Origin of the sequence: Burkholderia sp. BE12 (assembly GCF_002959955.1) — a bacterium.
In the GTDB taxonomy this organism is placed as follows: Bacteria; Pseudomonadota; Gammaproteobacteria; order Burkholderiales; family Burkholderiaceae; genus Burkholderia.
In genome coordinates this window covers 117,448-138,043 of sequence record NZ_PREY01000002.1, presented here as the reverse complement: position 1 = coordinate 138,043, position 20,596 = coordinate 117,448, and the positions used below count along the sequence as shown (strand labels likewise).

The window sequence follows — 20,596 nt, the reverse complement described above, 5'->3', positions numbered from 1 at the left end:
GACGATGCCACGGCGCCGCGGCCGCATGTTGTACCGACGGTTGCCGTCGCTTGCGCGTCGATACCGGCAGCGGTGGAATTGTCGGCCGATGCCGGCTCGCCGACACCCAACGCGGTCGCGGAAATGCCATTCGACAATGCAAGCTCGCCGAGCGTAACGCGAACTGCTGCGCCGACGGGAGCGATGCCCGACACGATGCCCCCTCGCCCATCCGGATTTTTATCGATCAGGACTGCAAATGTAATGACGGACGATGCCCGATCGATGCCGGAGCCGTTCGCGCTGGGTCAGCTTCGGCGGCTGTCGTCCGTCGAGCGAGACGACGGCGAGCCGTTCATGTACATGCCGACGTAGCGCGAACGCGCACTCGATGCGTGCCGGCTCGATGGCGTCGACGGCGACATGTCGAGCGCTCGATAAACCACGCGGCCATTCGGCCCAGGACTTCGCGGTCTGCGCGGGAGGCCGCCGCTACGCCGGCGCCCTCAGTGCGAATAGCGCGTTTGCGTGCCTGCCGCGCGATCGAACGGCTGCAGCCTCGCAAGCTGCTCGATCGACATCGTGACGACTTCGAGAACATGCCGCGCGATTTCGTCGTCGGCCATGCCCGCGTTGACGTACCGCTCGATGCTCATCGTGCGGGGCGGATAGCTGCCGCCTTCGTCATCGATGATGTCGATCCTGGCCGTGCGCTGCTCGGGCGACAGCACGATCTGGACAGTTTTGCCGTGAACGACGGTCTGCATGCACAAAGTGGACATTCGCAGTCTCCGATTGCGTCGCCTTCGGACGGTCGATACCTCACAACAGGAGTCGTCAATCTACAAATTTCCGGACGTATTCGCAATATTCAGGCAGCAATTTCCCGTCGTTCGGGGCGCCGCACCGCCGGCCGACCCGACGCCCGCATTGCACGGGCATGCCCTGCACTACGCATAGCGGCTCAGCCATTCTTCGGAGAATTGTCTCGCGTATGCGACCGCTTCGGCTTCGGTCTCGAATTCACCCAGCTTGCGGAACGCAGCCTCACGGCTGAAACCCACTTTCGTGACCTCGACCTGCGCGGCGTATTTGCCGGCCTCCGTCACGCGCGGCTCGCAGTTCATTTCGTATCCGCGCATCAAGAATTTCTTCTGCATCGGTTCAACACTTTTTTGAGACGGCAAAATCGTAGCATGCGGCTGCGCGGGCCTCGAAAATGTATCCACGTCGGTTTCACTAGAGGAAACTATCGATCGATCGTCCGACGAGGGCCTCGACCGTCCGCTGCGCGATATCCTGTAAAAATGAGTTGAATACGTCGGGCCGAGCGAGTACACGCCCCGCGTTGGTGCATCATGCGGCGATTACTTGCCGTCTCGTATGGAATCGCATCCGAGCCCATCGAAATGCAGACCGGAAGGTGTCGAACGCACCGTCGCGCATACGCGCCGCGGCAGGCCGGGCGTAACTTCATGACACACCTTTCACACAAACGCACCTTTCACCACACTGAATGACGACCATTTTGCGGTAAAGTTATCTTTTCCGTGCGTGGCCGGTCGGCTCGCCATTGGACGTCATGAAGACTGTCCGCCGAGACTGCCGCAAGGCGTCGTTCTGAACGTCACGATCCGTCCCCGTAGCATGACCACTGAAGCAATCACCACGGATTCCCTCGCGGTTGCCGAGCGCGTGCGCGAGTTGATGACCCGCAACGGCATCGGCAAGCGCCAGCAGACCACCGAGCTGTGCCGCATCCTCGATCTGAGTTTCTCGCAAGGCCACCGCAAACTGCGCGGCAGCAGCCCCTGGACGCTCGCGCAGATCAAGAAAGTCGCCGAAGCGTACGGCGAACCCGCCGCCCAGCTGTTCGGCGCGCAAACGCTCGACCCCGGCATGGTCGGCGCCTATTCGCAGGAAGCCGTCCTGTATGCGGGCGTCGCCGAGATTCCGTGCACCGCATGGATCGGCGCGCCGCTCGAAGCCGGTGCGCGCCCCGAGTTCGTCGCGTACGAACAGAACGGCCGCTGGCGCGTGCTGCGCCATACCGGCGTGCTGTACCAGAACGCGTACGACGTGCACAAGATCGAGATCTATCCGCGCCGCGCGGAGAGCGACAAGCTCGTCGTCGCGGTGATCGACCCCGATCGCGTCAGCGCGACCGAGCTGTGCCGCTATCTCGAACGGCAGGGTTTCGCGACGGCCGCGTTCGACGGGCTCGCGGCCTTCGTCGACGCGCTGCAGGGCCAGGCCTTCGACGCGGTCCTGACCGAATGGCTGTTCGACGACGGGACGGCCGCGACCGCGATCAAGGCCGTGCGCACGTCCGACAACCCGGGCGCGCCGATTTTCGTGTTGACGGGCGACCTGCTCACCGGCCGCGCGAGCGAAGCCGACATCAGCGAAGTGATCCGCGCGTTCGACGTGGTGTGCTACGAAAAACCCGCGCGCATGGCGATCCTCAGCGCCGATCTCGCGAAGCGCCTCGCGCGCGGCTGACGTCCGACGGGCCGGCCGCCCGTCGAACGGCCAACGCACGCGCAGCGTCGCGGGCATGGAGCGGTTCCTCAGTACAATAGCCGCACCCGTTCACGCGCACGCCGGCATCCGCCGCCCGACTCCATGGCCCGCCTCATCCCCGACGACTGGAAAAGCCTCGCCGCGACCGGCGCGGCCGAACGCGAGCGCGAGACGCTCGCCGCGCTCGAACACGCGCTGCCCGACGGCTACACCGTGTATCACGGCGTCCACTGGACGCGCGCCGACCAGGCGTTCTCGGTGTTCGGCGAAGCCGCGTTCGTCGTCGTGAGTCCGGCCGGCCGCGTGCTGCTGATCGAGCAGAAGGCCGGCTTCCTGCGCGAAACCCCGAAAGGGCTCGTGAAGGTCTACCTGCAGAAGGAGCGCAATGTCCCGATCCAGCTCGCGCGCACGCAGGAGACGCTGCATCGGCGCCTGACGGCCGCGCTCGGCGCGGGCGTCTACGGCGTCGAGGCGCTGCTGTACTGCCCCGACTATTCGATCCGCGACGCGTCGATCGCCGGCGTCGCGCCCGAGCGCATCGTCGATGCGTCGCGCAAGGCGCAGCTCGCGCAAGTGATCCTGCAGATCCTGCCCGAGGACGACGAGCCCTTTCCGAACGCGCCGAAGCTCCACCATTTCCTCGCGGACGAACTCGCGCTCACGCCCGATACGAGCGCGCTCGTCGGACAGGCCGGCACGCTCGTCACACGGCTGTCGGGCGGGCTCGCCGCATGGGCGCGCCAGCTCGAGTTCACGCCGTTCCGGCTGCGCGTCACCGGCACCGCGGGTTCGGGCAAGACCCAGCTCGCGGTGCAGGTGATGCGAGATGCCGTCGCGGCCGGCCAGCGTGTGCTCTACGTATGCTTCAACCGGCCGCTCGCCGACTACATCGCGCGCATCGCGCCGCCCGGCGCGAAGATCGCGAACTACCACCAGCTGTGCGACTGGGTCGCGCGCGACGGCGGCTATACGCCCGACTTCCAGGTGCCCGGCGAATTCGAGCGGCTCGAGGCGCGCTTCGCGCAAACGCCGATTCCCGAACGCTGGCGCTTCGACGTGCTGGTGGTCGACGAAGGGCAGGATTTCCACGCGCCGTGGGCGGCCGCGCTGGAGCGCTTGCTCGCGCCGGACGGCGCATGGTGGTGGCTGGAAGATCCGCTGCAGAACCTGTACATGCGCGAACCCGTCGCGCTGCCCGGCTGGATCACGCTGAAGGCGCTCACGAATTACCGCAGCCCGCGCGACCTGCTCGAATTCGTGCGCGACGTCGTCGGCCGGGCCGAGCCGCTCGCGGCCGAACTGCGCTCGGGCAGCCCGTTCGACGGCTCCGATCCGTCGGTGTCGGCATACGGCGAAGATGGCGCGTCGGACGACGCCTTGGCGCAAGCCTGCATCGACGCGACCAAGCGTGCGATCACGCATGCGTTGTCGCTCGGCTTCCGCAAGCAGGACATCGCGGTGCTGTCGTACCGCGGCCGCGAAGGCTCGGTGCTGGCGCCGCTCGACCAGCTCGGCCCGCACCGGATCAAACGCTTCACCGGCAAGTACGATCTGTTCGGCAACCCCGAGTATCGCGAAGGCGACGTGCTGCTCGATTCGATCTACCGCTTCAAGGGCCAATCGGCGCCGTGCGTGATCCTGACCGAAGTCGACTTCGACACGCTCGACGCGCGTGCCGCGCGCAAGCTGTTCGTCGGCGCGACGCGCGCGACGATGAAGCTGCTGATCGTCGCGTCGTCACGGGCGGCCGCGCAACTCGCGGCGGGTTGACGCGGCGGGCGAGCGGCCGTTGCGCGGCGCGCAACGACTGCAGGCGAGTGCCCGCCCCGCCGCCGGCCACCGTCCGTCAAGCCACCCGAAACGCCCCTACCGCGCGACGCAGCCCATCCGCCTGTTCCTCGAGCGACGCGGCCGCCGCGGCCGCCTGCTCGACCAGCGCCGCGTTCTGCTGCGACACCTGATCCATCTGCGACACCGCGCGGTTCACCTGCTCGATCCCGTCGCGCTGCTCGCTCGATGCGGCCGCGATCTCCGTCATGATGCCCGTCACGCGCCCGATCGCCTGCTGGATGTCCTGCATCGTCGTGCCGGCCATGCCCACGAGCCGCGAGCCGGTCGCGACGCGTTCGACCGATTCGCCGATCAGCGTGCGGATTTCCTTCGCCGCGGACGCCGAGCGTTGCGCCAGCGTGCGCACCTCGCCCGCGACCACCGCGAAGCCGCGGCCCTGCTCGCCCGCGCGCGCGGCTTCGACCGCCGCATTCAACGCGAGGATGTTGGTCTGGAACGCGATCCCCTCAATCGTGCCGATGATGTCGGCGACCTTCTGCGAGCTCCGGTCGATCTCGTTCATCGTGCCGATCACCTCGCCGACGACCGTCGCGCCGCGCGTCGCGATCTCGCCCGCGCTGTCCGCGCAGGCCTGCGCCTCGAGCGCGTGGTCGGCGTTCTGCTTTACCGTTGCCGTCAATTGCTCCATGCTCGCGGCCGTCTCCTGCAGCGCCGACGCCTGTTCCTCGGTGCGCTGCGACAGGTCGGTGTTGCCGGCCGCGATCTGGTGCGTCGCCGTCGAGATCGCCTCGGATCCCTGGCTCACCTGGCGCACCGTATCGGCGAGGCTGCGCTGCATGCCGGTCACGCCCTTGACCAGTTCGGCCATCTCGTCGCGCGACGACCAGCGCACTTCCGACGTGAGATCGCCGTCCGACAGCCGGCGGAAATGCGACAGCAGGCGATTCACCGGTTGCGTGATCGCGAAATGCAGGCCGATCGCGCAACCGAGGCACGCGGCCAGGCCAAATGCGATGCCCGCGATCGCGCCCATGCGCATCCAGCCGTAATAGGTCTGCGCGGTGTCGTACACGTCCTTGCCGCGCGCGGCCTGGTACGCATCGAGCGCGTCGGTCGCCTGCGTGAGCGCGACCGACAGCGGCGGTGCGACCGTCATCAGCAACCGGTCGGCTTCGTCGCGCCGCCCTTCGCGAATCGCGTCGATCAGCGGCTTCAGCGCCTGCCCGATCAGCGCCTGGCGCGCGGCATCGAGGCGGCTCGCGAGCGGACCTTCGTCGTCGCCGTGCGGCATCGCCGCGTAGTTGCGCCACGCCGTGTCGGCCTTCGCGAGATAGCCCTCGGCCTTCTTCACGAGATCGGGTACGTCCGGCGCTTCCGGGTGCAGCAGCGCGCGGTCGAGCGTCGTGCGCACGATCGTCAGGTTCAGGCTCGCCGCGGACAGCGCGGTCTTTGCGGCGAGTTGCCGCGTATAGGCCTCGTCGAGCGCGCGGTTCGAGCTCTGCATGCCCGCGAGGCCGATCAGGCCCGACACGACGAGCAGCACGGCGACGAGGCCGAGCGTGGAGAAAATCCGCGTACGGATCGAGAAACGGGAAAACAGGGCGTTCAGGTTCATGACGGCACGTGAGCGATGAAAAGTGCCGCGGCAATCGGTCCGCGGCATGCTGTATTACGGTTTGCCTGCAAAAAACTTGAGTCCGTCCCTGCTTTGCAGCTGATCGGGGTCAATTCCTGGGGCGGCAATCTCCGGTTACGACTGCAACATATCGAGGCTGAGCAGAAATTGACTAGTCAACCATCCATGGCTATATTTCGATTCAATTCCCTGCCATGGCAGATATCTCGATGACAACCGACACTTTCCTCACTCCGCCGGCCGCCGACGCGGCCCGCCGCGACGCGCCGACCGGGCTGATCGTCGCCGCGCTGCTGCTCGTCATGCTGCTGTCCGCGCTCGACCAGACGATCGTGTCGACCGCGCTGCCGACGATCGTCGGCGAACTCGGCGGGCTCGATCAGTTGTCGTGGGTCGTCACCGCGTACCTGCTGTCGTCCACCGTGGTGCTGCCGCTGTACGGCAAGCTCGGCGACCTGTACGGCCGCAAGATCGTGCTGCAGGTCGCGATCGTGCTGTTCCTCGCCGGCTCCGCCCTATGCGGCATCGCGCAGGACATGACGCAACTGATCGTGCTGCGCGCGCTGCAGGGGCTCGGCGGCGGCGGCCTGATGGTCGTCACGATGGCTGCGATCGGCGATCTGGTCCCACCCGATCGCCGGGCGCGCTACCAGGGGATGTTCGGCGGCGTCTACGGCCTCGCGACGATCGTCGGCCCGCTGCTCGGCGGCTTCCTGGTCGAGCATCTTTCCTGGCGCTGGATCTTCACGATCAACCTGCCGCTCGGCCTGCTCGCGCTCGCGGTGATCGGCATGGCGTTCCGGCCGCACACCGCGCACGTGAAGCACCGGATCGACTACATGGGCGCCGCGTTCCTCGCGACCGCCCTCACCTGCGTGATCCTGTTCACGAGCGAAGGCGGCTCGCTGCTGCCGTGGACGTCGCCCCAGCTGTGGATGACGCTCGTGCTCGGTCTCGTCGCGATCGGCGGCTTCATTTATGAGGAGCGCGTCGCGGCCGAGCCGATCATGCCGCTCGAGCTGTTCCGTCATCGCACCTTCGTGCTGGTCAGCCTGATCGGCTTCGTGGTCGGCATCGCGCTGTTCGGCTCGGTCACGTTCATCCCGCTCTACCTGCAGGTCGTGAAGGGTTCGACGCCGTCGCAGGCCGGCATGCAGTTGCTGCCGATGATGGGCGGGATGCTCGTGACCTCGATCGTCAGCGGGCGGCTGATCTCGCGGTTCGGATCGTACCGGCCGTTTCCGATCGCGGGGACGCTGATGGGCGGCGTCGCGATGGCGCTGCTGTCGACGCTGACGCTCGATACGCCGCTGCACACGATGTACGCGTACATGGCGTTGCTCGGGATCGGGCTCGGGATGGTGATGCCCGTGCTGACGCTCGCCGTGCAGAACACGGTCGAATTCCGGCACATGGGTGTGGCGACGTCGGGCGCGACGCTGTTCCGCTCGATCGGCGGCTCGCTCGGCGTCGCCGCATTCGGCGCGCTGTTTTCGCACGGGTTGCAATCGCGGATGATGAACGCGCTGCCGGCCGGCACCGAGCTGCCAGCCGCGCTCGGCCCGCTCGCCGTGCACCAGTTGCCGGACGCCGTGCGCGACGCGTACCTGCACGCGTTCGCCGGCTCGCTGCACGTCGTGTATCTGTCGGCCGCGACGGTGATCGCGATCGCGTTCGTGCTCGCGTGGTTCGTCGAGGATGCACCGCTGCGCAAGCACAACTGAGCGCCCGCGGCTCGCCGAGCGACCGTCGAGCCGCCTCGCGAGCCGCCCGCGCCCGCCGTCACGCCAGCAGCACGACACCGCCCGTCGTCGCGCGCGACTCCAGCAACCGGTGTGCATCGGCCGCCTGTTCGAGCGGCAGCCGCGCGCCGATCTCGACGTGCATTCCGCCCGCCAGCCGGTCGAGCGTCGCACGCGCGGCGTCCCGATACGCGCCGACGTCGCGCGCGATGAAACCGAGCACGCTCGGCCGCGCAAGCGCAATCGAACGGGCCGGGCCCAATTCGTCGAGATCGAACGTCTGCCGCGTGCCGATCGCGGCCACCTGCCCGATGCTCGCGACCATCCCGAATGGACGAACCGCCCCGAGCGTGCGGGTCAGCACGTCGCCGCCGATTCCGTCGATCGCGTAATCGACGCCCGCCCCGCCGCCGAATGCACGCGCGGCCGCGACGAAATCCTCCTCGCGATAATCGACCACCGCTTCCGCGCCGTGCGCGCGCACCAGCGCGGCTTTCGCGGCCGATCCGACCGTGCCGATCACCCGCGCGCCGAGCGCGCGCGCCCACTGCGTCGCCAGCAGCCCGACGCCGCCGGCCGCCGCATGCACGAGCACCGTATCGCCGGCGCCGACCTGCCGGACGCGATGCAGCAGCATGTAGACGGTAATCCCCTTCAGCAGTCCCGCGGCGGCGGCTTCGTCGCTCAGCCCGTCGGGAATCGGCAGCACGCGTTCGGCCGGCATCGTTCGCAGGCTCGCATAGCTGCCGGTCGGCATGCCGCCATACGCGACGCGCTGACCGGGCACGAGATCCGTCACGCCCGGCCCGACCGCGTCGATCACGCCGGCCGCCTCGACACCGAGTGCCGCCGGCAGCGCGGGCAACGCGTGCGCGCCCGTCCTGAAATAGATGTCGACGAAATTCACGCCGATCGCGGTCTGGCGAATCCGTACTTCGCCGGCGCCGGGCGGCGCGACGGGCGCATCGACGCGGCGCAGCACGCTGGCGTCGCCGTAACGGTCGATCCCGATCCGGATGGCGTTGGCGGTTTGGGTCATGACGTTCCTCGCTATTGAATGAAGTGACACGATCATCTCATCGTGCATAATCGAACGGAATTCACGATTAACACCCATCTACTGTGCAAAATTCGACCGATCACGAGTCTGCCGCCGCGCCCGCGCTGCCGATGAGCTGGGATGACATCCGCTACTTCGTGGCGGTGATGCGCGGCGGCAGCCTGTCGGCGGCAGCGCGGGCGCTGCAGGTCCAGCATTCGACGGTCGCGCGGCGCATCGACGCGCTGGAGTCGGCACTCGGGATCCGGCTGTTCGACCGGCTGCCGCGCGGCTGGCCGCCGACCGACGAAGGGCTGCACCTCGCCGAGCACGCCGCGCGCCTCGAAGCCGACGCGCATGCATTCGCGCGCGCGGCGCAAGGCGCGGCCGCGCTCGACGGCGCGGTGCGCGTATCGGCGTCGCCGGTATTCGCCAGCCATTTCCTCGCGCCGCGCCTGGCCCGCGCGCAGCGCGCATGGCCGGCGCTGCGGATCGACCTGATGGGCGAGATGCATGCGGCGAACCTGTACGCGCGCGAAGCCGATCTCGCGGTGCGGCTGTCGCGGCCAAGCGAACCGGGGCTCGCCGCGCGCCGGCTCGGCACGATGCGCTTCGCGCTGTGCGCGGCGCCGGAATGGGCCGACGCGCCGCCCGACACCTGGCCATTCGTCGGCTACGACGATGCGCTCGCGCAAACGCCGCAGCAGCAATGGCTCGAACGCTTCGCGGCCGGACGCCGTTTTGCGTTCATCGCCAACGACCTGGCCGCGCAGCATCGCGCGTGCGCAGCCGGGGCCGGCGTCGCGCTGCTGCCGCGGTTTCTCGTCGACGATCCGGCCGCGCACGCCGGTGCGCCGCTCGTCGAGCTGACGGCCGCGCCGCGCTGCGACATCGAGCGCGAGATCTGGCTCGTCGTTCATCCGGACGTGCGCCGTTCGCCGCGCGTGCAGCGCGTCGCCGACGCGATCGCCGACGCGGTGCATGCGGCGGACGGCCGGCTGTAAGCCGCCGACACCGCAAACGGCTTTGCCACGCGCGGCGGCGGCCGGCATGGTAGCGTTCTGATTTCACTCGCCCTGCCGCCATGCCTACCGCTCTCGCCTGCGTCGTGCGCGACGCGACCGACGCCGACCTCGATGCGATCCACGCGATCTATGCGCACCACGTTCACCACAGCGTCGCGTCGTTCGAGGAAACGCCGCCCGACGTCGCCGAACTGCGCACACGCCGCGACGCGGTGCTGCGCCACGGGTTGCCGTATCTCGTCGCCGAATGCGACGGCCGCGTAGCCGGCTACGCCTACGCGACGCCGTACCGCACGCGCAGCGCGTACCGCTTCACGATCGAGGATTCGATCTATATCGACGATGCCCAGCGTGGGCGCGGAATCGGCCGCGCGTTGCTCGCGGCGCTGATCGCCCACTGCGAAGGCGGCCCGTGGCGACAGATGATCGCGGTGATCGCCGACGGCGGCACCGGCGGCTCGACGTCGCTGCATCGCGCGTTCGGCTTCGAGCCGGCCGGCCTGCTGAAAGCGGTCGGTTTCAAGCACGGCCGCTGGATCGACACGGCGCTGCTGCAGCGCCCGCTCGGCGACGGCGCGAACACGCGCCCCGCCTCGCCCGAGCCTGCCGCCCCGCGCTAGAATGGCCGCATGTCAAAACAGACTCATTCCACGCCCGACGAGGCCGCGCCGGATTCCCGCAACGAGTACACGGTCGACGAACTCGCGCGCGTGTCCGATACCACCGTGCGCAACGTCCGCGCCTACCAGGATCGCGGGCTGCTCGCACCGCCCGAGAAACGCGGGCGCGTCGGCATCTACGACGACACGCACGTCGCGCGCCTGAAGCTGATCAACCATCTGCTCGCGCGCGGCTACACGCTGTCGAACATCCAGGACCTGATCAAGGCGATCGACGAAGGCCACGACCTGCGCTCGATCCTCGGCCTCGAAAACGCGATCGGCAGCCGCTGGTCGCACGAGTTGCCGAAAACCTATTCGCTCGCCGCGCTCGCCCAGATGTTCGGCCCGCAGGCGACCACGCAACTGTCGCGCGTGACCGAGCTCGGGCTGCTCGAACGGCACGGCCTGTCGTTCGTCGCGAAAAGCCCCGCGCTGCTCGAGGCGGCGGCCGCGATGACGAAGGAAGGGATTCCGCCGCGCGAGCTGCTCGACGTGATCAGCCTCGCGCGGCCGCATTTCGACGCAATCGCGCGGCTGCTCGTCGATCTCGTCGTGAAGCGGCTCGACCGCTACGACGCCGGCACGCTGCCGCCGGCCACCGACGTGCCCGAACTGGTCGACGCGATCTGGCGCTTGCGCCCGCTCGCGGCCGTGTTCGTCGAAGGCGAGACGAACCGCGCACTCGAAACTGCCGCCAGCGCGTATCTCGGCGGGCGGGTCGCGACGATCCTCGACAAGAAGCTCAGCGACGAAGCGGCGCGGCACTCCGGTACGAGCGATACGCAAGGCGACGGCGACGACGCATAGGGCCGCCGCCCCGTCATGCATGCGTCGGCTCGTCGCTACAACGCGTGCGTATCCGGTTCGCGGAAAGACCGGCGGCCGTTGCAGGGGAGAACCGCCGCTCGCATGGGTCGGCGAACGGCCGGCAGCGCCGGTCGGCCCTCATTCCAGCCGGACGCCGTCGCATCGCTGCGCTCACGGTAACGGCCGCGCCGCGAAAACAGTTACAAGTTATCGGTTGACGCCAACCCGCCCGGCGGTTAATGTATGCGTCGAAGTCCAAGAAGTCCGATTGCTGTTCATCAATTGCTCGCTCCTCCCAGCGGTATTCGTTGTCCTCTCCCTCCTTGACGCTTCAGGCGCTCTTCAACAGAGCAAATCTTCGTATATTTTTCTCAAGGAATCTTCATGGATACCGGTATCGTCAAGTGGTTCAACGACAGCAAAGGCTTTGGCTTCATCACTCCGGACAAGGGCGGCGACGACCTGTTCGCTCACTTCTCCGAAATTCGCACCGACGGCTTCAAGACGCTGGCTGAGAATCAAAAAGTGAGCTTCGAAACGAAGCAAGGCCCGAAGGGTCTGCAAGCGGCCAACATCCAGCCGCTGTAACGTTTGAAGGGCCCGGCATCCCGCGACGGACGCCGGGTCGCAGCGACATCCTCACGGAGCTTCGTCTCCTAAAGTTGGCGCGATCGGCTTGAGCTGCATCGGTTTAGTTAGCAGCTTGCCCAGCGCCACACGTCTCGTTGCACTTCATCCCCCCTCCGGCCGCAACGCCTTATTTTCGCTTTCCGACTGCGTCAGATTCAGCTCGCAATGGCATTGAATCGGCATACCCGTGCGTATTTCGCACGGCACGCGCGCACTCGATCATCATTAAAATTAAAATGCATAACCAACGAATTCAACAGTACAACGGCTATGCCGTCCAACCCTCGGCGCATCGCCTGCCCGACGGGCGTTTTTCTTCCAATCTGCTGCTCGAACGTGCCGATAGCGCGCACGACGAAGGCCGCTACCAGTTCTATTCGCTCGATTACTTCACGAGCGAAGCGCAGGCGCTGGCGCATTCGGCGCGCTGGGCACGCAACTGGGTCGATACGCGCGGTTGACGGCAGCGCCCCCAGTACCGGCACTCATCGCGCATGAGTCGTCGGTGCGGTCGGTTCGAACTTCCGGATCGTCCCTTCGATGTCGTCGTCAAGCTGCGCCCTCTCGCGCGGACGTTGACGACGTACTCGCGATATCAGCGCAGACGGCCATCAAAAAACCGGCGGGCAAGCTGCCCACCGGCCTCCTGCCTCACACGTCCGTTCACCGACTTCAGCGACCCGCCACCTTCTTCTGCCGCCACAAGCAGAGAAGATCGCAAGCCACATGCGCGGCCGCGATCGCCGTGATGTCGGCGTGATCGTACGCAGGCGCCACCTCCACCACATCCGCCCCGACCAGATTCACCGCCCCGAGCCCCCGCACGATCGCCAGCGCCTGCGCCGACGACAACCCGCCGGCCACCGGCGTCCCCGTTCCCGGCGCGAATGCGGGATCGAGACAATCGATATCGAACGTCAGATATGCAGGCCGCGCGCCGACGATCTCGACGATCCGTTCGACCGCCGCCCGCGAACCATGGTCATGCACCCAGGCGGCATCGAGCCGCTCGATTCCGAGAAAGTCGTCGTTCCACGTGCGGATCCCGACCTGCACCGACGTCGCGGGATCGATCAGCCCTTCCTTCACCGCCTTGTAGAACATCGTCCCGTGATTGAGGCTGTCCGGATCGTCGTCGGCCCACGTATCGCAGTGCGCGTCGAAATGGATCAGCGACAGCGGCTTGCCGTAGCGCTCCGCGTGCGCGACCAGCAGCGGATACGTGATGTAGTGGTCGCCGCCGAGCGTCAGCATCTTCGCGCCCGAGCGCAGGATCGTGCGCGCATGCTCGACGATCGCCGGCTTGATCGACAGCGGGTTGTGCGCGTCGAACCAGCAGTCGCCGTAGTCGACGGCCGCGAGATCGTCGAACGGATCGAAGCCCCACGGATACGGATTGAGCTCCGCGAGCTGCACGCTCGCCGCGCGAATCGCGGCCGGCCCGAGCCGCGCACCGGAACGATAGGTCGTCGCGAGATCGAGCGGCACGCCCGAGATCGCGACATCGACACCGTCGAGCGCACGCGAGTAGTTGCGGCGCATGAACGACAGCACGCCCGCATAGGTGTTTTCGATCGAGGAACCGTACGGCGTCGTGCGACGGATCGCACCGTCGCCGTGGAGAAGTTCGGTCATGGTCGGGCTTGTTTTCGTGGTGGCCGGGCGGCCCCGCTTCGACTGCGCACGCGGGCCGGGCACGGCATGGATTCATCGGGCATGCACCGGCTCGCGCATCCAGTCGCGACGCGAGGCGGGACATCGGCAACGGCAATACCGCGGCGATCATAGCAAGCCGATTCGCAGCCATTGCCCCGGTTCAACCGGGGCAACGTGCGGAAAAATCCGATGGCGGCATCGCGGCCCGTCGCGGTCGTTTCCTAGAAGGATTCGCCGGTTTTCGCGCACCGGTTCTTCCGGATAATGGCCGGCAGCCGCGCCGTCGACCGCGCCGTCCGCCGCGGACGACAACGAACCGGAGACACCCGCCTTGATCGCCACACTTCCCGCCGCCTACCGCCGGCTCTGGCCGCTCGCCATCGCCGCGGCGCTGCTCTACGGGCTGTCGCTCGCCGCCGCGCCCTATCCGGGCCAGGCCGCCGCGAAAGCCGCGATGGGCATCCTGCTGCTCGCGGCGGGCAGCACCTGCAGCGCGCCGCGCGAACGCGCGTGGCTGTGCACGGCGCTCGCGACCGCCGTACTCGGCGACGTGCTGCTCGCGCTGCCCGACTGGCCGCTGTCGTTCGTCCTCGGCCTCGGCGCGTTCCTGCTCACGCACCTGTGTTATTGCGCGATTTTCTTTCGGTGGCGCGCGCGGCCGCACGGCTGGCGCATCGTTGCGCTCGTCGGGCTGTGGATCGCCGCGCCGGCGTTCTACGCGGCGTTCTTCCCGCACCTCGGCGAGCTGCTGGCGCCGGTCGCCGTCTACATGCTCGTGCTGTGCGTGATGGCGAGCTTCGCGCTCGCCGCCCGCACGCGCGGTCCGCTGGTCGCGATCGGCAGCCTGATCTTCGTCGGCTCCGACACGCTGATCGGCGTCGGCCGGTTCCTCGGCGGTTTTCCGGGCATCGACTATGGGATCTGGAGCCTCTATGCGCTCGCGCAGGTCACGATCGTGGCCGGGGTTTTCCATGAGACGGCCGCCCGATCGATCCGTCCCTGATACCGTTTCAAACAGGCCGCCGCACGCCGGCGGTCATGCTTCTTCCCTGACTCGCCCTGTCGACGGCCTTTTCCGCTCATCCCGCATCGCGGAAAGCGCACCGTTCCAAACCCCGCTCAGCCTTTTCCCGCGTGGTTCCCGGCCCTTAGAGCGCCGCTTCTAGCCTCTTGCGGTTTCCGGGCTCACCCTCTATCGTTACATCAAACAATGTAACATTCAGAAATGAGCCAAATCGGAGACACCCGGATGAATGCTCGCACGTTGCCTTTCGGTCCACCCGGCCATGACGGCCTGGACGAAACCATCGACATCGCCATCATCGGCACCGGCTTCGCCGGTCTCGGGATGGCGATCCGCCTGAAACAAACGGGCGTGACCGACTTCGTCGTCCTCGAAAAGGCCGCGTCGGTCGGCGGCACATGGCGCGACAATCATTACCCCGGGTGTGCATGCGACGTGCAATCGCACGTCTATTCGTTCTCGTTCGCGCCGAACCCGCGCTGGACGCGCATGTTCGCGCCGCAGCCGGAGATCCGCGCGTATCTGGAAGACTGCGTGCAGCGCTTCGGCATCGGCCCGCACCTGCGGATGAATCACGAACTGCAGCGCGCCGAGTACGACGAAGCCGCGCAACGCTGGCGCCTCACGTTCGCGAACGGCAAGCGGCTGTCCGCGCGCGTGCTGGTGTCGGGAATGGGCGGCCTGTCGCGCGCCGCGCTGCCGGCGATTCCCGGCGTCGAAAACTTCCAGGGCCGCGCATTCCATTCGCAGCAGTGGGATCACGACTACGCGCTCGAAGGCAAACGCGTCGCGGTGATCGGCACCGGCGCGAGCGCGATCCAGTTCGTGCCGCAGATCGCGCCGCGCGTGAAGGCGCTCGCGCTGTTCCAGCGCACGCCGCCGTGGATCATGCCGAAGCCCGACCGCAACCTGACCGGCTTCGAGAAATGGCTGTTCCGCACGCTGCCGTTCACGCAGAAGATCGTGCGCAGCGGCATCTACTGGATGCTCGAATCGCGCGTGCTCGGCTTCGCGATCCATCCGTCGCTGATGAAGAACGTGCAGAAGCTCGCGCTGCGCCACATCCGCAAGCAGATTCCCGATCCGGAGCTGCGCAAGACGGTCACGCCGAACTACACGCTCGGCTGCAAGCGCGTACTGATCTCGAACGACTACTACCCGGCACTGTCGCGCAAGAACGTCGACGTGATCACGACCGGCATCGATCACATCGAAGCCGACGCGGTCGTGACGGCCGACGGCAAGCGTCATGAAGTCGACTGCCTGATCTACGGCACCGGCTTCCAGGTGGCCGATCCGTATCCGCGCGGCGCGATCATCGGCCGCGGCGGCCTCGACATCGTCGACACGTGGCGCGACGGCGCGCACGCGTATCTCGGCACGACGCTGCCGGGCTACCCGAACTTCTTCATGATCGTCGGCCCGAACACGGGCCTCGGCCACAACTCGATGGTGTTCATGATCGAGTCGCAGATCGAATACATCCTCGGCGCGCTGCAGGCGATGCACCGCGAACGCGCGGATGCGATCGAGGTACGCCCGCTCGTCGAGGCGCAGTTCAACAGCGACCTGCAGGGCAAGCTCAAAAAGGCGATCTGGTCGACGGGCGGCTGCAAGAGCTGGTACCTCGACCCGCGCACCGGCAAGAACACGACACTGTGGCCGGGCTTCACGTGGCGCTTCCGCCAGGCAACCGCGCGCTTCTCGATCGCCGATTACCACGCGTATCGCGCGCCTCGGCACGACACGACCGCGCGGCCCGTCGCCGCGCCGGCCGCTTCCGCTTCCACGTCCGCCGAAGCGGCCTGAGCCAGACAAGGAGCCATCGACATGAGAGATTTCGCCAACAAGGTCGCCGCGATCACGGGTGCCGGCTCGGGCATGGGCCGCGCGCTCGCGATCCAGCTCGCGCAGGCCGGCTGCCACGTGTCGCTCGCCGACAAGAACGGCGTCGGCCTTGCCGAAACCGAACGGATCGTCCGCGCGATCGCGCCGAACGTGCGTGTCTCGACGCGCGTGCTCGACGTCGGCGATCGCGACGCGATGTTCGCGTGGGCCGACGACACCGCGAAGGAGCACGGCAAGGTCAACCTGATCTTCAACAATGCGGGCGTCGCGCTGTCGAGCACGATCGAAGGCATGGAATACAGCGATCTCGAGTGGATCGTGAACATCAATTTCTGGGGCGTCCTGCACGGCACGAAAGCGTTCCTGCCGCACCTGAAGGCATCGGGCGACGGCCACGTGATCAACACGTCGAGCATCTTCGGGATCTTCGCGCAGCCGGGCATGAGCGGCTACAACGCGACCAAGTTCGCGGTGCGCGGCTTCACCGAATCGCTGCGCCAGGAGCTCGACATGATGAAGTGCGGCGTGTCGGCCACCTGCGTGCACCCGGGCGGCATCCGCACGAACATCGCGCAGTCGAGCCGCGTCGCGAAGAACATGGTCGGCTTCATCGTCGAGAGCGAACAGCAAGGCAAGGACAGCTTCGAGAAGTTCTTCATCACGACCGCCGACGACGCCGCGCGCACGATCCTCGCCGGCGTGCGCAAGAACAAGCGCCGCGTGCTGATCGGCCGCGACGCGAAGGGCGCGGACTGGATGGCGCGCATCCTGCCGGCCGCCTACCAGGCGCTCGTCGTGCTCGCGACGCGCCGCGAGGCCGCGAAGGCCCGCCGCCATGCCGCACGCGGCACGCCGGCGCCGGCGCCGGTGCACGCCACCTACAACAATGCAGGCAATCAGGGAGAACAATCATGACGACACCGAACATGATGCCCGTGCGGCGCGACATCCGTTTCGCGCTGCCGCCCGAACGCGCGAAGGACTGGCATGTGCAGGGCGTGCCGGTCACGCACTTCATGAACGCGCTGTCGCTGCTGTTCCCGGCCGGCGAACGCTTCTTCATGGATTCGGTGCGCAACTACCGCGACCGGATCGAGGATCCCGAGCTGAAGAAGCAGGTGCTCGGCTTCATCGGCCAGGAAGCGATGCACACGCGCGAGCACATCGAGTACAACGACCTGCTGCAGGCGTCCGGCCTGCCCGCGCACAAGCTCGACAAGCGCCTGTGGACGATCCTCGGCTGGTTCAAGAAGGTGCTGCCGCACTCGATGCAGCTCGCGATCACGATCGCGCTCGAGCATTACACGGCGATCCTCGCGAACCAGTTGCTGTCGGGTCACGAACACCGGATCGACGGTTCGGTCGAAGGCTACCAGCAGATGTGGATGTGGCACGCGATGGAGGAAACCGAGCACAAGGCGGTGTCCTATGACGTGTGGCGCACCGTGATGAAGCCGGGCCTCGGCAGCTACCTGCTGCGCACCGGCACGATGCTGACGACGACCGTGTTCTTCTGGGCCATCGTGTTCGACTTCCACGTGCGGCTGATGCGCGCCCACCGTCGCGAACACGGCAAGTTCGGCGGCATGTGGCGCCTCGTGAAGTATCTGTACAGCCCGAAGAACGGCGTGTTCCCGAGTATCGCGCGCGAATGGCTCGACTACTTCCGCCCGGGCTTCCACCCGTGGGATCACGATAACCATCAGTACTTGCAGGGGCTCGACACGCTGCTCGAGAACATCGACGCGACCAACGCGCGCTATGCGGCGCAAGCCGCGCCGCGCCGCGTGCCGCTGCATTCGGTTGCGCAGGCATGACGCCATGGCGCGCGCTCACGAGATGCTGACCGTGCAGTCCGGCGACGTGAAACTCGCCGTCTACATAAGCGGGTCGCGTCGCGCGCCGCCGCTGATCCTCGTGCATGGCTATCCCGATTCGGCGGCCGTATGGGCGCCGATCCGCGCGCGGCTCGCGAAACGCTACCGCGTGATCGCATACGACGTGCGCGGCGCCGGTGCATCCGATGCGCCGCGCCGCCGTGCCGACTACACGCTCGAACGGCTCACCGGCGACCTGAAGGCCGTGGCCGACGCGACCTGCGGCGGCCGGCCGTTCCACCTGGTCGGCCACGACTGGGGCTCGATCCAGTGCTGGGAGGCCGTGACCGACCCTGCGTGGCGCGGCCGCATCGCGTCGTACACGTCGATCTCGGGCCCGTGCCTCGATCACGTGTTCCGCGCGAAGATGCGCGTCAAGCAGAGCCTGAAGTCGTGGTACATCGCGTTCTTCCACCTGCCGCTCGTACCGTCGCTGGTGTGGCGGCTCGGCGGTGCGGCGCTGTGGCCGCGCTGGCTCCAGATCACCGAACACGTGCGCGCCGAGCGCGATCCCGTGCAACTGAAGAACGCGCTGAACGGGATGCAGATGTACCGTGCGAATTTCCTTGCGCGAGCCCGCAAGCCGCGCGAACGGTACGCGCAGGCGCCGGTGCAGATCCTGGTTCCGGTGCGCGACCGCTACGTGACGCCCGAGATGTCGGTCGGCCTCGATCGCTGGCTCGGCGAACACGTGCGCGAGGAAATCGACGGCACGCACTGGATCGTGCTGCGTCACCCGGACATGATCGCGTCGCGGATCGACCGCTTCGCGTCCGCGCAGGAGCGGCCGGCGGTGACGAACGCCGCGGTTCAGCGCGCCGTCGGCGGCGCCGGCAGGCGTCTGAACAGCGTCTCGTAATCGACGACGAGCCCGTCGTCGTCGATGTCCATCTCCGCGGTGAAATTCCGGAAGATCCCTTCGTAGCGATAGCGGCGGCCCGGTTCGATGCACGCATAAGCCTGCTTGACCGGCGTGACCGTCAGGTCCGGCGTGGAGATGTACGCGACGTCGATCGGCCGCCGCTCGTCGCGCGCGAGACCGAGGCGGCCGATCGGCAGCGAATTCGTGAACGGCGTCGCCGCGATGTCGATGTCGATGCAACCGTCCAGTTCCGGCAGTGCACGGCCTGAACCGTCGCGCCAATGCCCCGCCCCGTCGTCGTGCAGTTCAAGCGTGCCGCCGCCCATCACCTTGAGCACGGCGTAACTCACGCGCCATCGAGCATCGCACTCGACGCGATATGCAAGCCCGTAGGCGCGGCCGTACCGCTGGCCGACCACCGCGCTTTCGACGACGATCGCGCCGCCGCTCCGGTCGAACGTCAGATGTTCGACCCCGTCGCCTTCGAGCGACGCCCATCGCACTTCACGCATCGTTCCGCCTCCCGGTTTCCGCCATTGCGGGGCATCGTCGCACAAATCCCGGCAATCGAGAATGCCACCGTCGACGAGTCCAGCGTGCGTCATTTGTGTTCGACGTCTATGTCCGGCCCCTCAAACGCTGACCGGATAGCTTCCACGACTCGCGCCGCTCTGTGCTCGTCCTCGAGCTGCGGATACTGCTGTTTGAGCTTGCGAGAGATTTGCCAGCCGTTTTCCCTAACGGAGCGAATGATCCGGTCTGCATCCAGGTTCGGCATCTCCACGACCTCCTTGAGTCGCTCCTGGGCAAGTTGAAAGATAACCAGTGTTCTAGCTTCATCGGCCATCTCTGTGCGAATCGTGTGCTCGACGACTCGCGCGGTATACAGAACGTGAGCCGTCAGATCTGGATAGCGCCAGACGAAACGCGCATCTTCGTAGCTGTCGAAATCGAAGTTGCTGCGCGTTCCGTCGTCATAGGTCACGAGTTCCCCGAACCGAAAGGACGTTGCGTAGCGCCGCATGACACAGCGAGAAAACCCCTCGAGCGTGCGATCGTAGCCGGCACGGAACTCCGTCGAGCTCGTGATGGTTGCCGAGATCGGCAATATCACGCCATCCGGCACCGCCTTGTCCCGCGCCAGTGAGTCATTGATCAAGAAGCGATGAATCCGGCCGTTGCCGTCACGCATGGGATGGATATAAACGAAGCCGAACGCCAACGCAGCAGCACGTGCCAGCGGCTCGGCACCTCGCGTCGCTATCTCGAATTCGCCGAGCCCCGCCAGCATAGGCGTCACGTCTTCGAACGCGGGGGCAATGTAATGCACGATATTTTCGCGCATCGTAGCCTGCCCCACGAAGACGGGTGAACGCCGCACCCCCAAGCCAAACGCATCGTGGCCCAGAATGCCGGCCTGCAGCGTACGCAGGCTCGAGGCGCTTAGTGGAGCGTCGATACGACCGCAATATTGCGCGATGACGTGCGCAAATCG

At 66.9% G+C, this 20,596-nt stretch carries 20 protein-coding genes; 13 read left to right on the top strand and 7 right to left on the bottom strand.

All coding sequences use genetic code 11. The annotated features are described in order from the left end of the window. Positions 1 to 485 precede the first annotated feature (485 nt). Both C4B30_RS02710 and C4B30_RS02705 read right to left on the bottom strand, forming a co-directional pair. Positions 486 to 761, bottom strand: coding sequence for a hypothetical protein (locus C4B30_RS02710; RefSeq protein WP_027780900.1), 276 nt, complete (start codon positions 759 to 761; stop codon positions 486 to 488). 168 nt (positions 762 to 929) lie between these two features. Further along, positions 930 to 1,139: a hypothetical protein gene (locus C4B30_RS02705; protein ID WP_027780901.1), complete on the bottom strand. Its 210-nt coding sequence runs from the start codon at positions 1,137 to 1,139 to the stop codon at positions 930 to 932. A gap of 487 nt (positions 1,140 to 1,626) precedes the next feature. On the opposite strand from C4B30_RS02705, the gene C4B30_RS02700 reads away from it, so the two are divergent. Together C4B30_RS02700 and C4B30_RS02695 are read left to right on the top strand one after the other, a co-directional pair. Then, on the top strand, positions 1,627 to 2,481 hold the full coding sequence (locus C4B30_RS02700) for a helix-turn-helix domain-containing protein (protein ID WP_027780902.1): 855 nt from the start codon (positions 1,627 to 1,629) through the stop codon (positions 2,479 to 2,481). Between the two features lie 123 nt (positions 2,482 to 2,604). Next, positions 2,605 to 4,272: an ATP-binding domain-containing protein gene (locus C4B30_RS02695; RefSeq protein ID WP_105131644.1), complete on the top strand. Its 1,668-nt coding sequence runs from the start codon at positions 2,605 to 2,607 to the stop codon at positions 4,270 to 4,272. A gap of 76 nt (positions 4,273 to 4,348) precedes the next feature. On the opposite strand, the gene C4B30_RS02690 is transcribed toward C4B30_RS02695, so the two are convergent. Beyond that, a complete protein-coding gene (locus tag C4B30_RS02690; protein WP_179235124.1) occupies positions 4,349 to 5,908 on the bottom strand; it encodes a methyl-accepting chemotaxis protein in 1,560 nt (519 codons plus the stop codon). A gap of 230 nt (positions 5,909 to 6,138) precedes the next feature. Here C4B30_RS02690 and C4B30_RS02685 point away from each other — a divergent pair, with 230 nt between their 5' ends. Continuing rightward, entirely contained in the window at positions 6,139 to 7,653 is a 1,515-nt protein-coding gene (locus C4B30_RS02685) for an MDR family MFS transporter (protein WP_105131780.1), read from the top strand. A gap of 58 nt (positions 7,654 to 7,711) precedes the next feature. Here C4B30_RS02685 and C4B30_RS02680 read toward each other — a convergent pair whose 3' ends face one another. Continuing rightward, on the bottom strand, positions 7,712 to 8,710 hold the full coding sequence (locus C4B30_RS02680) for a quinone oxidoreductase family protein (RefSeq protein WP_105131643.1): 999 nt from the start codon (positions 8,708 to 8,710) through the stop codon (positions 7,712 to 7,714). A gap of 131 nt (positions 8,711 to 8,841) precedes the next feature. Between C4B30_RS02680 and C4B30_RS02675 the strand changes: the two genes are divergently transcribed. From C4B30_RS02675 to C4B30_RS02655, 5 genes are all read left to right on the top strand, one after another. After that, positions 8,842 to 9,714, top strand: coding sequence for a LysR family transcriptional regulator (locus C4B30_RS02675; RefSeq protein ID WP_105131779.1), 873 nt, complete (start codon positions 8,842 to 8,844; stop codon positions 9,712 to 9,714). A gap of 80 nt (positions 9,715 to 9,794) precedes the next feature. Beyond that, positions 9,795 to 10,355, top strand: a complete 561-nt coding sequence (locus tag C4B30_RS02670; RefSeq protein ID WP_105131642.1) for a GNAT family N-acetyltransferase — start codon at positions 9,795 to 9,797, stop codon at positions 10,353 to 10,355. Positions 10,356 to 10,364: 9 nt separating this feature from the next. Then, a complete protein-coding gene (locus C4B30_RS02665; protein ID WP_105131641.1) occupies positions 10,365 to 11,204 on the top strand; it encodes a MerR family transcriptional regulator in 840 nt (279 codons plus the stop codon). Between the two features lie 384 nt (positions 11,205 to 11,588). Continuing rightward, positions 11,589 to 11,792, top strand: coding sequence for a cold-shock protein (locus C4B30_RS02660; protein WP_027780910.1), 204 nt, complete (start codon positions 11,589 to 11,591; stop codon positions 11,790 to 11,792). Positions 11,793 to 12,070: 278 nt separating this feature from the next. After that, positions 12,071 to 12,295 (top strand): hypothetical protein, encoded by a 225-nt coding sequence (locus C4B30_RS02655; protein ID WP_089501923.1) that lies wholly within the window; start codon positions 12,071 to 12,073, stop codon positions 12,293 to 12,295. Between the two features lie 211 nt (positions 12,296 to 12,506). On the opposite strand, the gene speB is transcribed toward C4B30_RS02655, so the two are convergent. Next, complete coding sequence (speB, locus tag C4B30_RS02650) at positions 12,507 to 13,469, bottom strand: agmatinase (RefSeq protein WP_089501924.1); 963 nt, start codon at positions 13,467 to 13,469, stop codon at positions 12,507 to 12,509. Between the two features lie 352 nt (positions 13,470 to 13,821). Here speB and C4B30_RS02645 point away from each other — a divergent pair, with 352 nt between their 5' ends. From C4B30_RS02645 to C4B30_RS02625, 5 genes are all read left to right on the top strand, one after another. Then, positions 13,822 to 14,493, top strand: a complete 672-nt coding sequence (locus C4B30_RS02645) for a lysoplasmalogenase (RefSeq protein ID WP_105131640.1) — start codon at positions 13,822 to 13,824, stop codon at positions 14,491 to 14,493. A gap of 246 nt (positions 14,494 to 14,739) precedes the next feature. Further along, positions 14,740 to 16,323: a flavin-containing monooxygenase gene (locus tag C4B30_RS02640; protein WP_105131639.1), complete on the top strand. Its 1,584-nt coding sequence runs from the start codon at positions 14,740 to 14,742 to the stop codon at positions 16,321 to 16,323. Between the two features lie 21 nt (positions 16,324 to 16,344). Further along, a complete protein-coding gene (locus C4B30_RS02635; RefSeq protein ID WP_105131638.1) occupies positions 16,345 to 17,277 on the top strand; it encodes an SDR family NAD(P)-dependent oxidoreductase in 933 nt (310 codons plus the stop codon). After that, positions 17,274 to 18,179, top strand: coding sequence for a metal-dependent hydrolase (locus C4B30_RS02630; protein ID WP_027780916.1), 906 nt, complete (start codon positions 17,274 to 17,276; stop codon positions 18,177 to 18,179). Before C4B30_RS02635 ends, C4B30_RS02630 begins: the two co-directional genes overlap by 4 nt. A 4-nt stretch (positions 18,180 to 18,183) precedes the next feature. Then, positions 18,184 to 19,098 (top strand): alpha/beta fold hydrolase, encoded by a 915-nt coding sequence (locus C4B30_RS02625; protein WP_105131637.1) that lies wholly within the window; start codon positions 18,184 to 18,186, stop codon positions 19,096 to 19,098. Here the strand turns inward: C4B30_RS02625 and C4B30_RS02620 are convergent. Next, positions 19,050 to 19,613 carry a putative glycolipid-binding domain-containing protein gene (locus C4B30_RS02620; RefSeq protein ID WP_105131636.1) on the bottom strand — a complete coding sequence of 188 codons (564 nt, stop codon included), beginning with the start codon at positions 19,611 to 19,613 and terminating at the stop codon, positions 19,050 to 19,052. The two genes, C4B30_RS02625 and C4B30_RS02620, sit on opposite strands and share 49 nt — an antisense overlap. Positions 19,614 to 19,702: 89 nt before the next feature. After that, positions 19,703 to 20,461, bottom strand: coding sequence for a Fic family protein (locus C4B30_RS02615; protein ID WP_325047894.1), 759 nt, complete (start codon positions 20,459 to 20,461; stop codon positions 19,703 to 19,705). Positions 20,462 to 20,596 lie beyond the last annotated feature (135 nt).

What these genes read in the sequence shown, in the direction of transcription:
- C4B30_RS02710 (WP_027780900.1), bottom strand. Translation starts at nt 761, where the DNA reads ATGTCCACTTTGTGCATGCAGACCGTCGTTCACGGCAAAACTGTCCAG.
- C4B30_RS02705 (WP_027780901.1), bottom strand. Translation starts at nt 1,139, where the DNA reads ATGCAGAAGAAATTCTTGATGCGCGGATACGAAATGAACTGCGAGCCG.
- C4B30_RS02700 (WP_027780902.1), top strand. Translation starts at nt 1,627, where the DNA reads ATGACCACTGAAGCAATCACCACGGATTCCCTCGCGGTTGCCGAGCGC.
- C4B30_RS02695 (WP_105131644.1), top strand. Translation starts at nt 2,605, where the DNA reads ATGGCCCGCCTCATCCCCGACGACTGGAAAAGCCTCGCCGCGACCGGC.
- C4B30_RS02690 (WP_179235124.1), bottom strand. Translation starts at nt 5,908, where the DNA reads ATGAACCTGAACGCCCTGTTTTCCCGTTTCTCGATCCGTACGCGGATT.
- C4B30_RS02685 (WP_105131780.1), top strand. Translation starts at nt 6,139, where the DNA reads ATGACAACCGACACTTTCCTCACTCCGCCGGCCGCCGACGCGGCCCGC.
- C4B30_RS02680 (WP_105131643.1), bottom strand. Translation starts at nt 8,710, where the DNA reads ATGACCCAAACCGCCAACGCCATCCGGATCGGGATCGACCGTTACGGC.
- C4B30_RS02675 (WP_105131779.1), top strand. Translation starts at nt 8,842, where the DNA reads ATGAGCTGGGATGACATCCGCTACTTCGTGGCGGTGATGCGCGGCGGC.
- C4B30_RS02670 (WP_105131642.1), top strand. Translation starts at nt 9,795, where the DNA reads ATGCCTACCGCTCTCGCCTGCGTCGTGCGCGACGCGACCGACGCCGAC.
- C4B30_RS02665 (WP_105131641.1), top strand. Translation starts at nt 10,365, where the DNA reads ATGTCAAAACAGACTCATTCCACGCCCGACGAGGCCGCGCCGGATTCC.
- C4B30_RS02660 (WP_027780910.1), top strand. Translation starts at nt 11,589, where the DNA reads ATGGATACCGGTATCGTCAAGTGGTTCAACGACAGCAAAGGCTTTGGC.
- C4B30_RS02655 (WP_089501923.1), top strand. Translation starts at nt 12,071, where the DNA reads ATGCATAACCAACGAATTCAACAGTACAACGGCTATGCCGTCCAACCC.
- speB (WP_089501924.1), bottom strand. Translation starts at nt 13,469, where the DNA reads ATGACCGAACTTCTCCACGGCGACGGTGCGATCCGTCGCACGACGCCG.
- C4B30_RS02640 (WP_105131639.1), top strand. Translation starts at nt 14,740, where the DNA reads ATGAATGCTCGCACGTTGCCTTTCGGTCCACCCGGCCATGACGGCCTG.
- C4B30_RS02635 (WP_105131638.1), top strand. Translation starts at nt 16,345, where the DNA reads ATGAGAGATTTCGCCAACAAGGTCGCCGCGATCACGGGTGCCGGCTCG.
- C4B30_RS02630 (WP_027780916.1), top strand. Translation starts at nt 17,274, where the DNA reads ATGACGACACCGAACATGATGCCCGTGCGGCGCGACATCCGTTTCGCG.
- C4B30_RS02625 (WP_105131637.1), top strand. Translation starts at nt 18,184, where the DNA reads ATGGCGCGCGCTCACGAGATGCTGACCGTGCAGTCCGGCGACGTGAAA.
- C4B30_RS02620 (WP_105131636.1), bottom strand. Translation starts at nt 19,613, where the DNA reads ATGCGTGAAGTGCGATGGGCGTCGCTCGAAGGCGACGGGGTCGAACAT.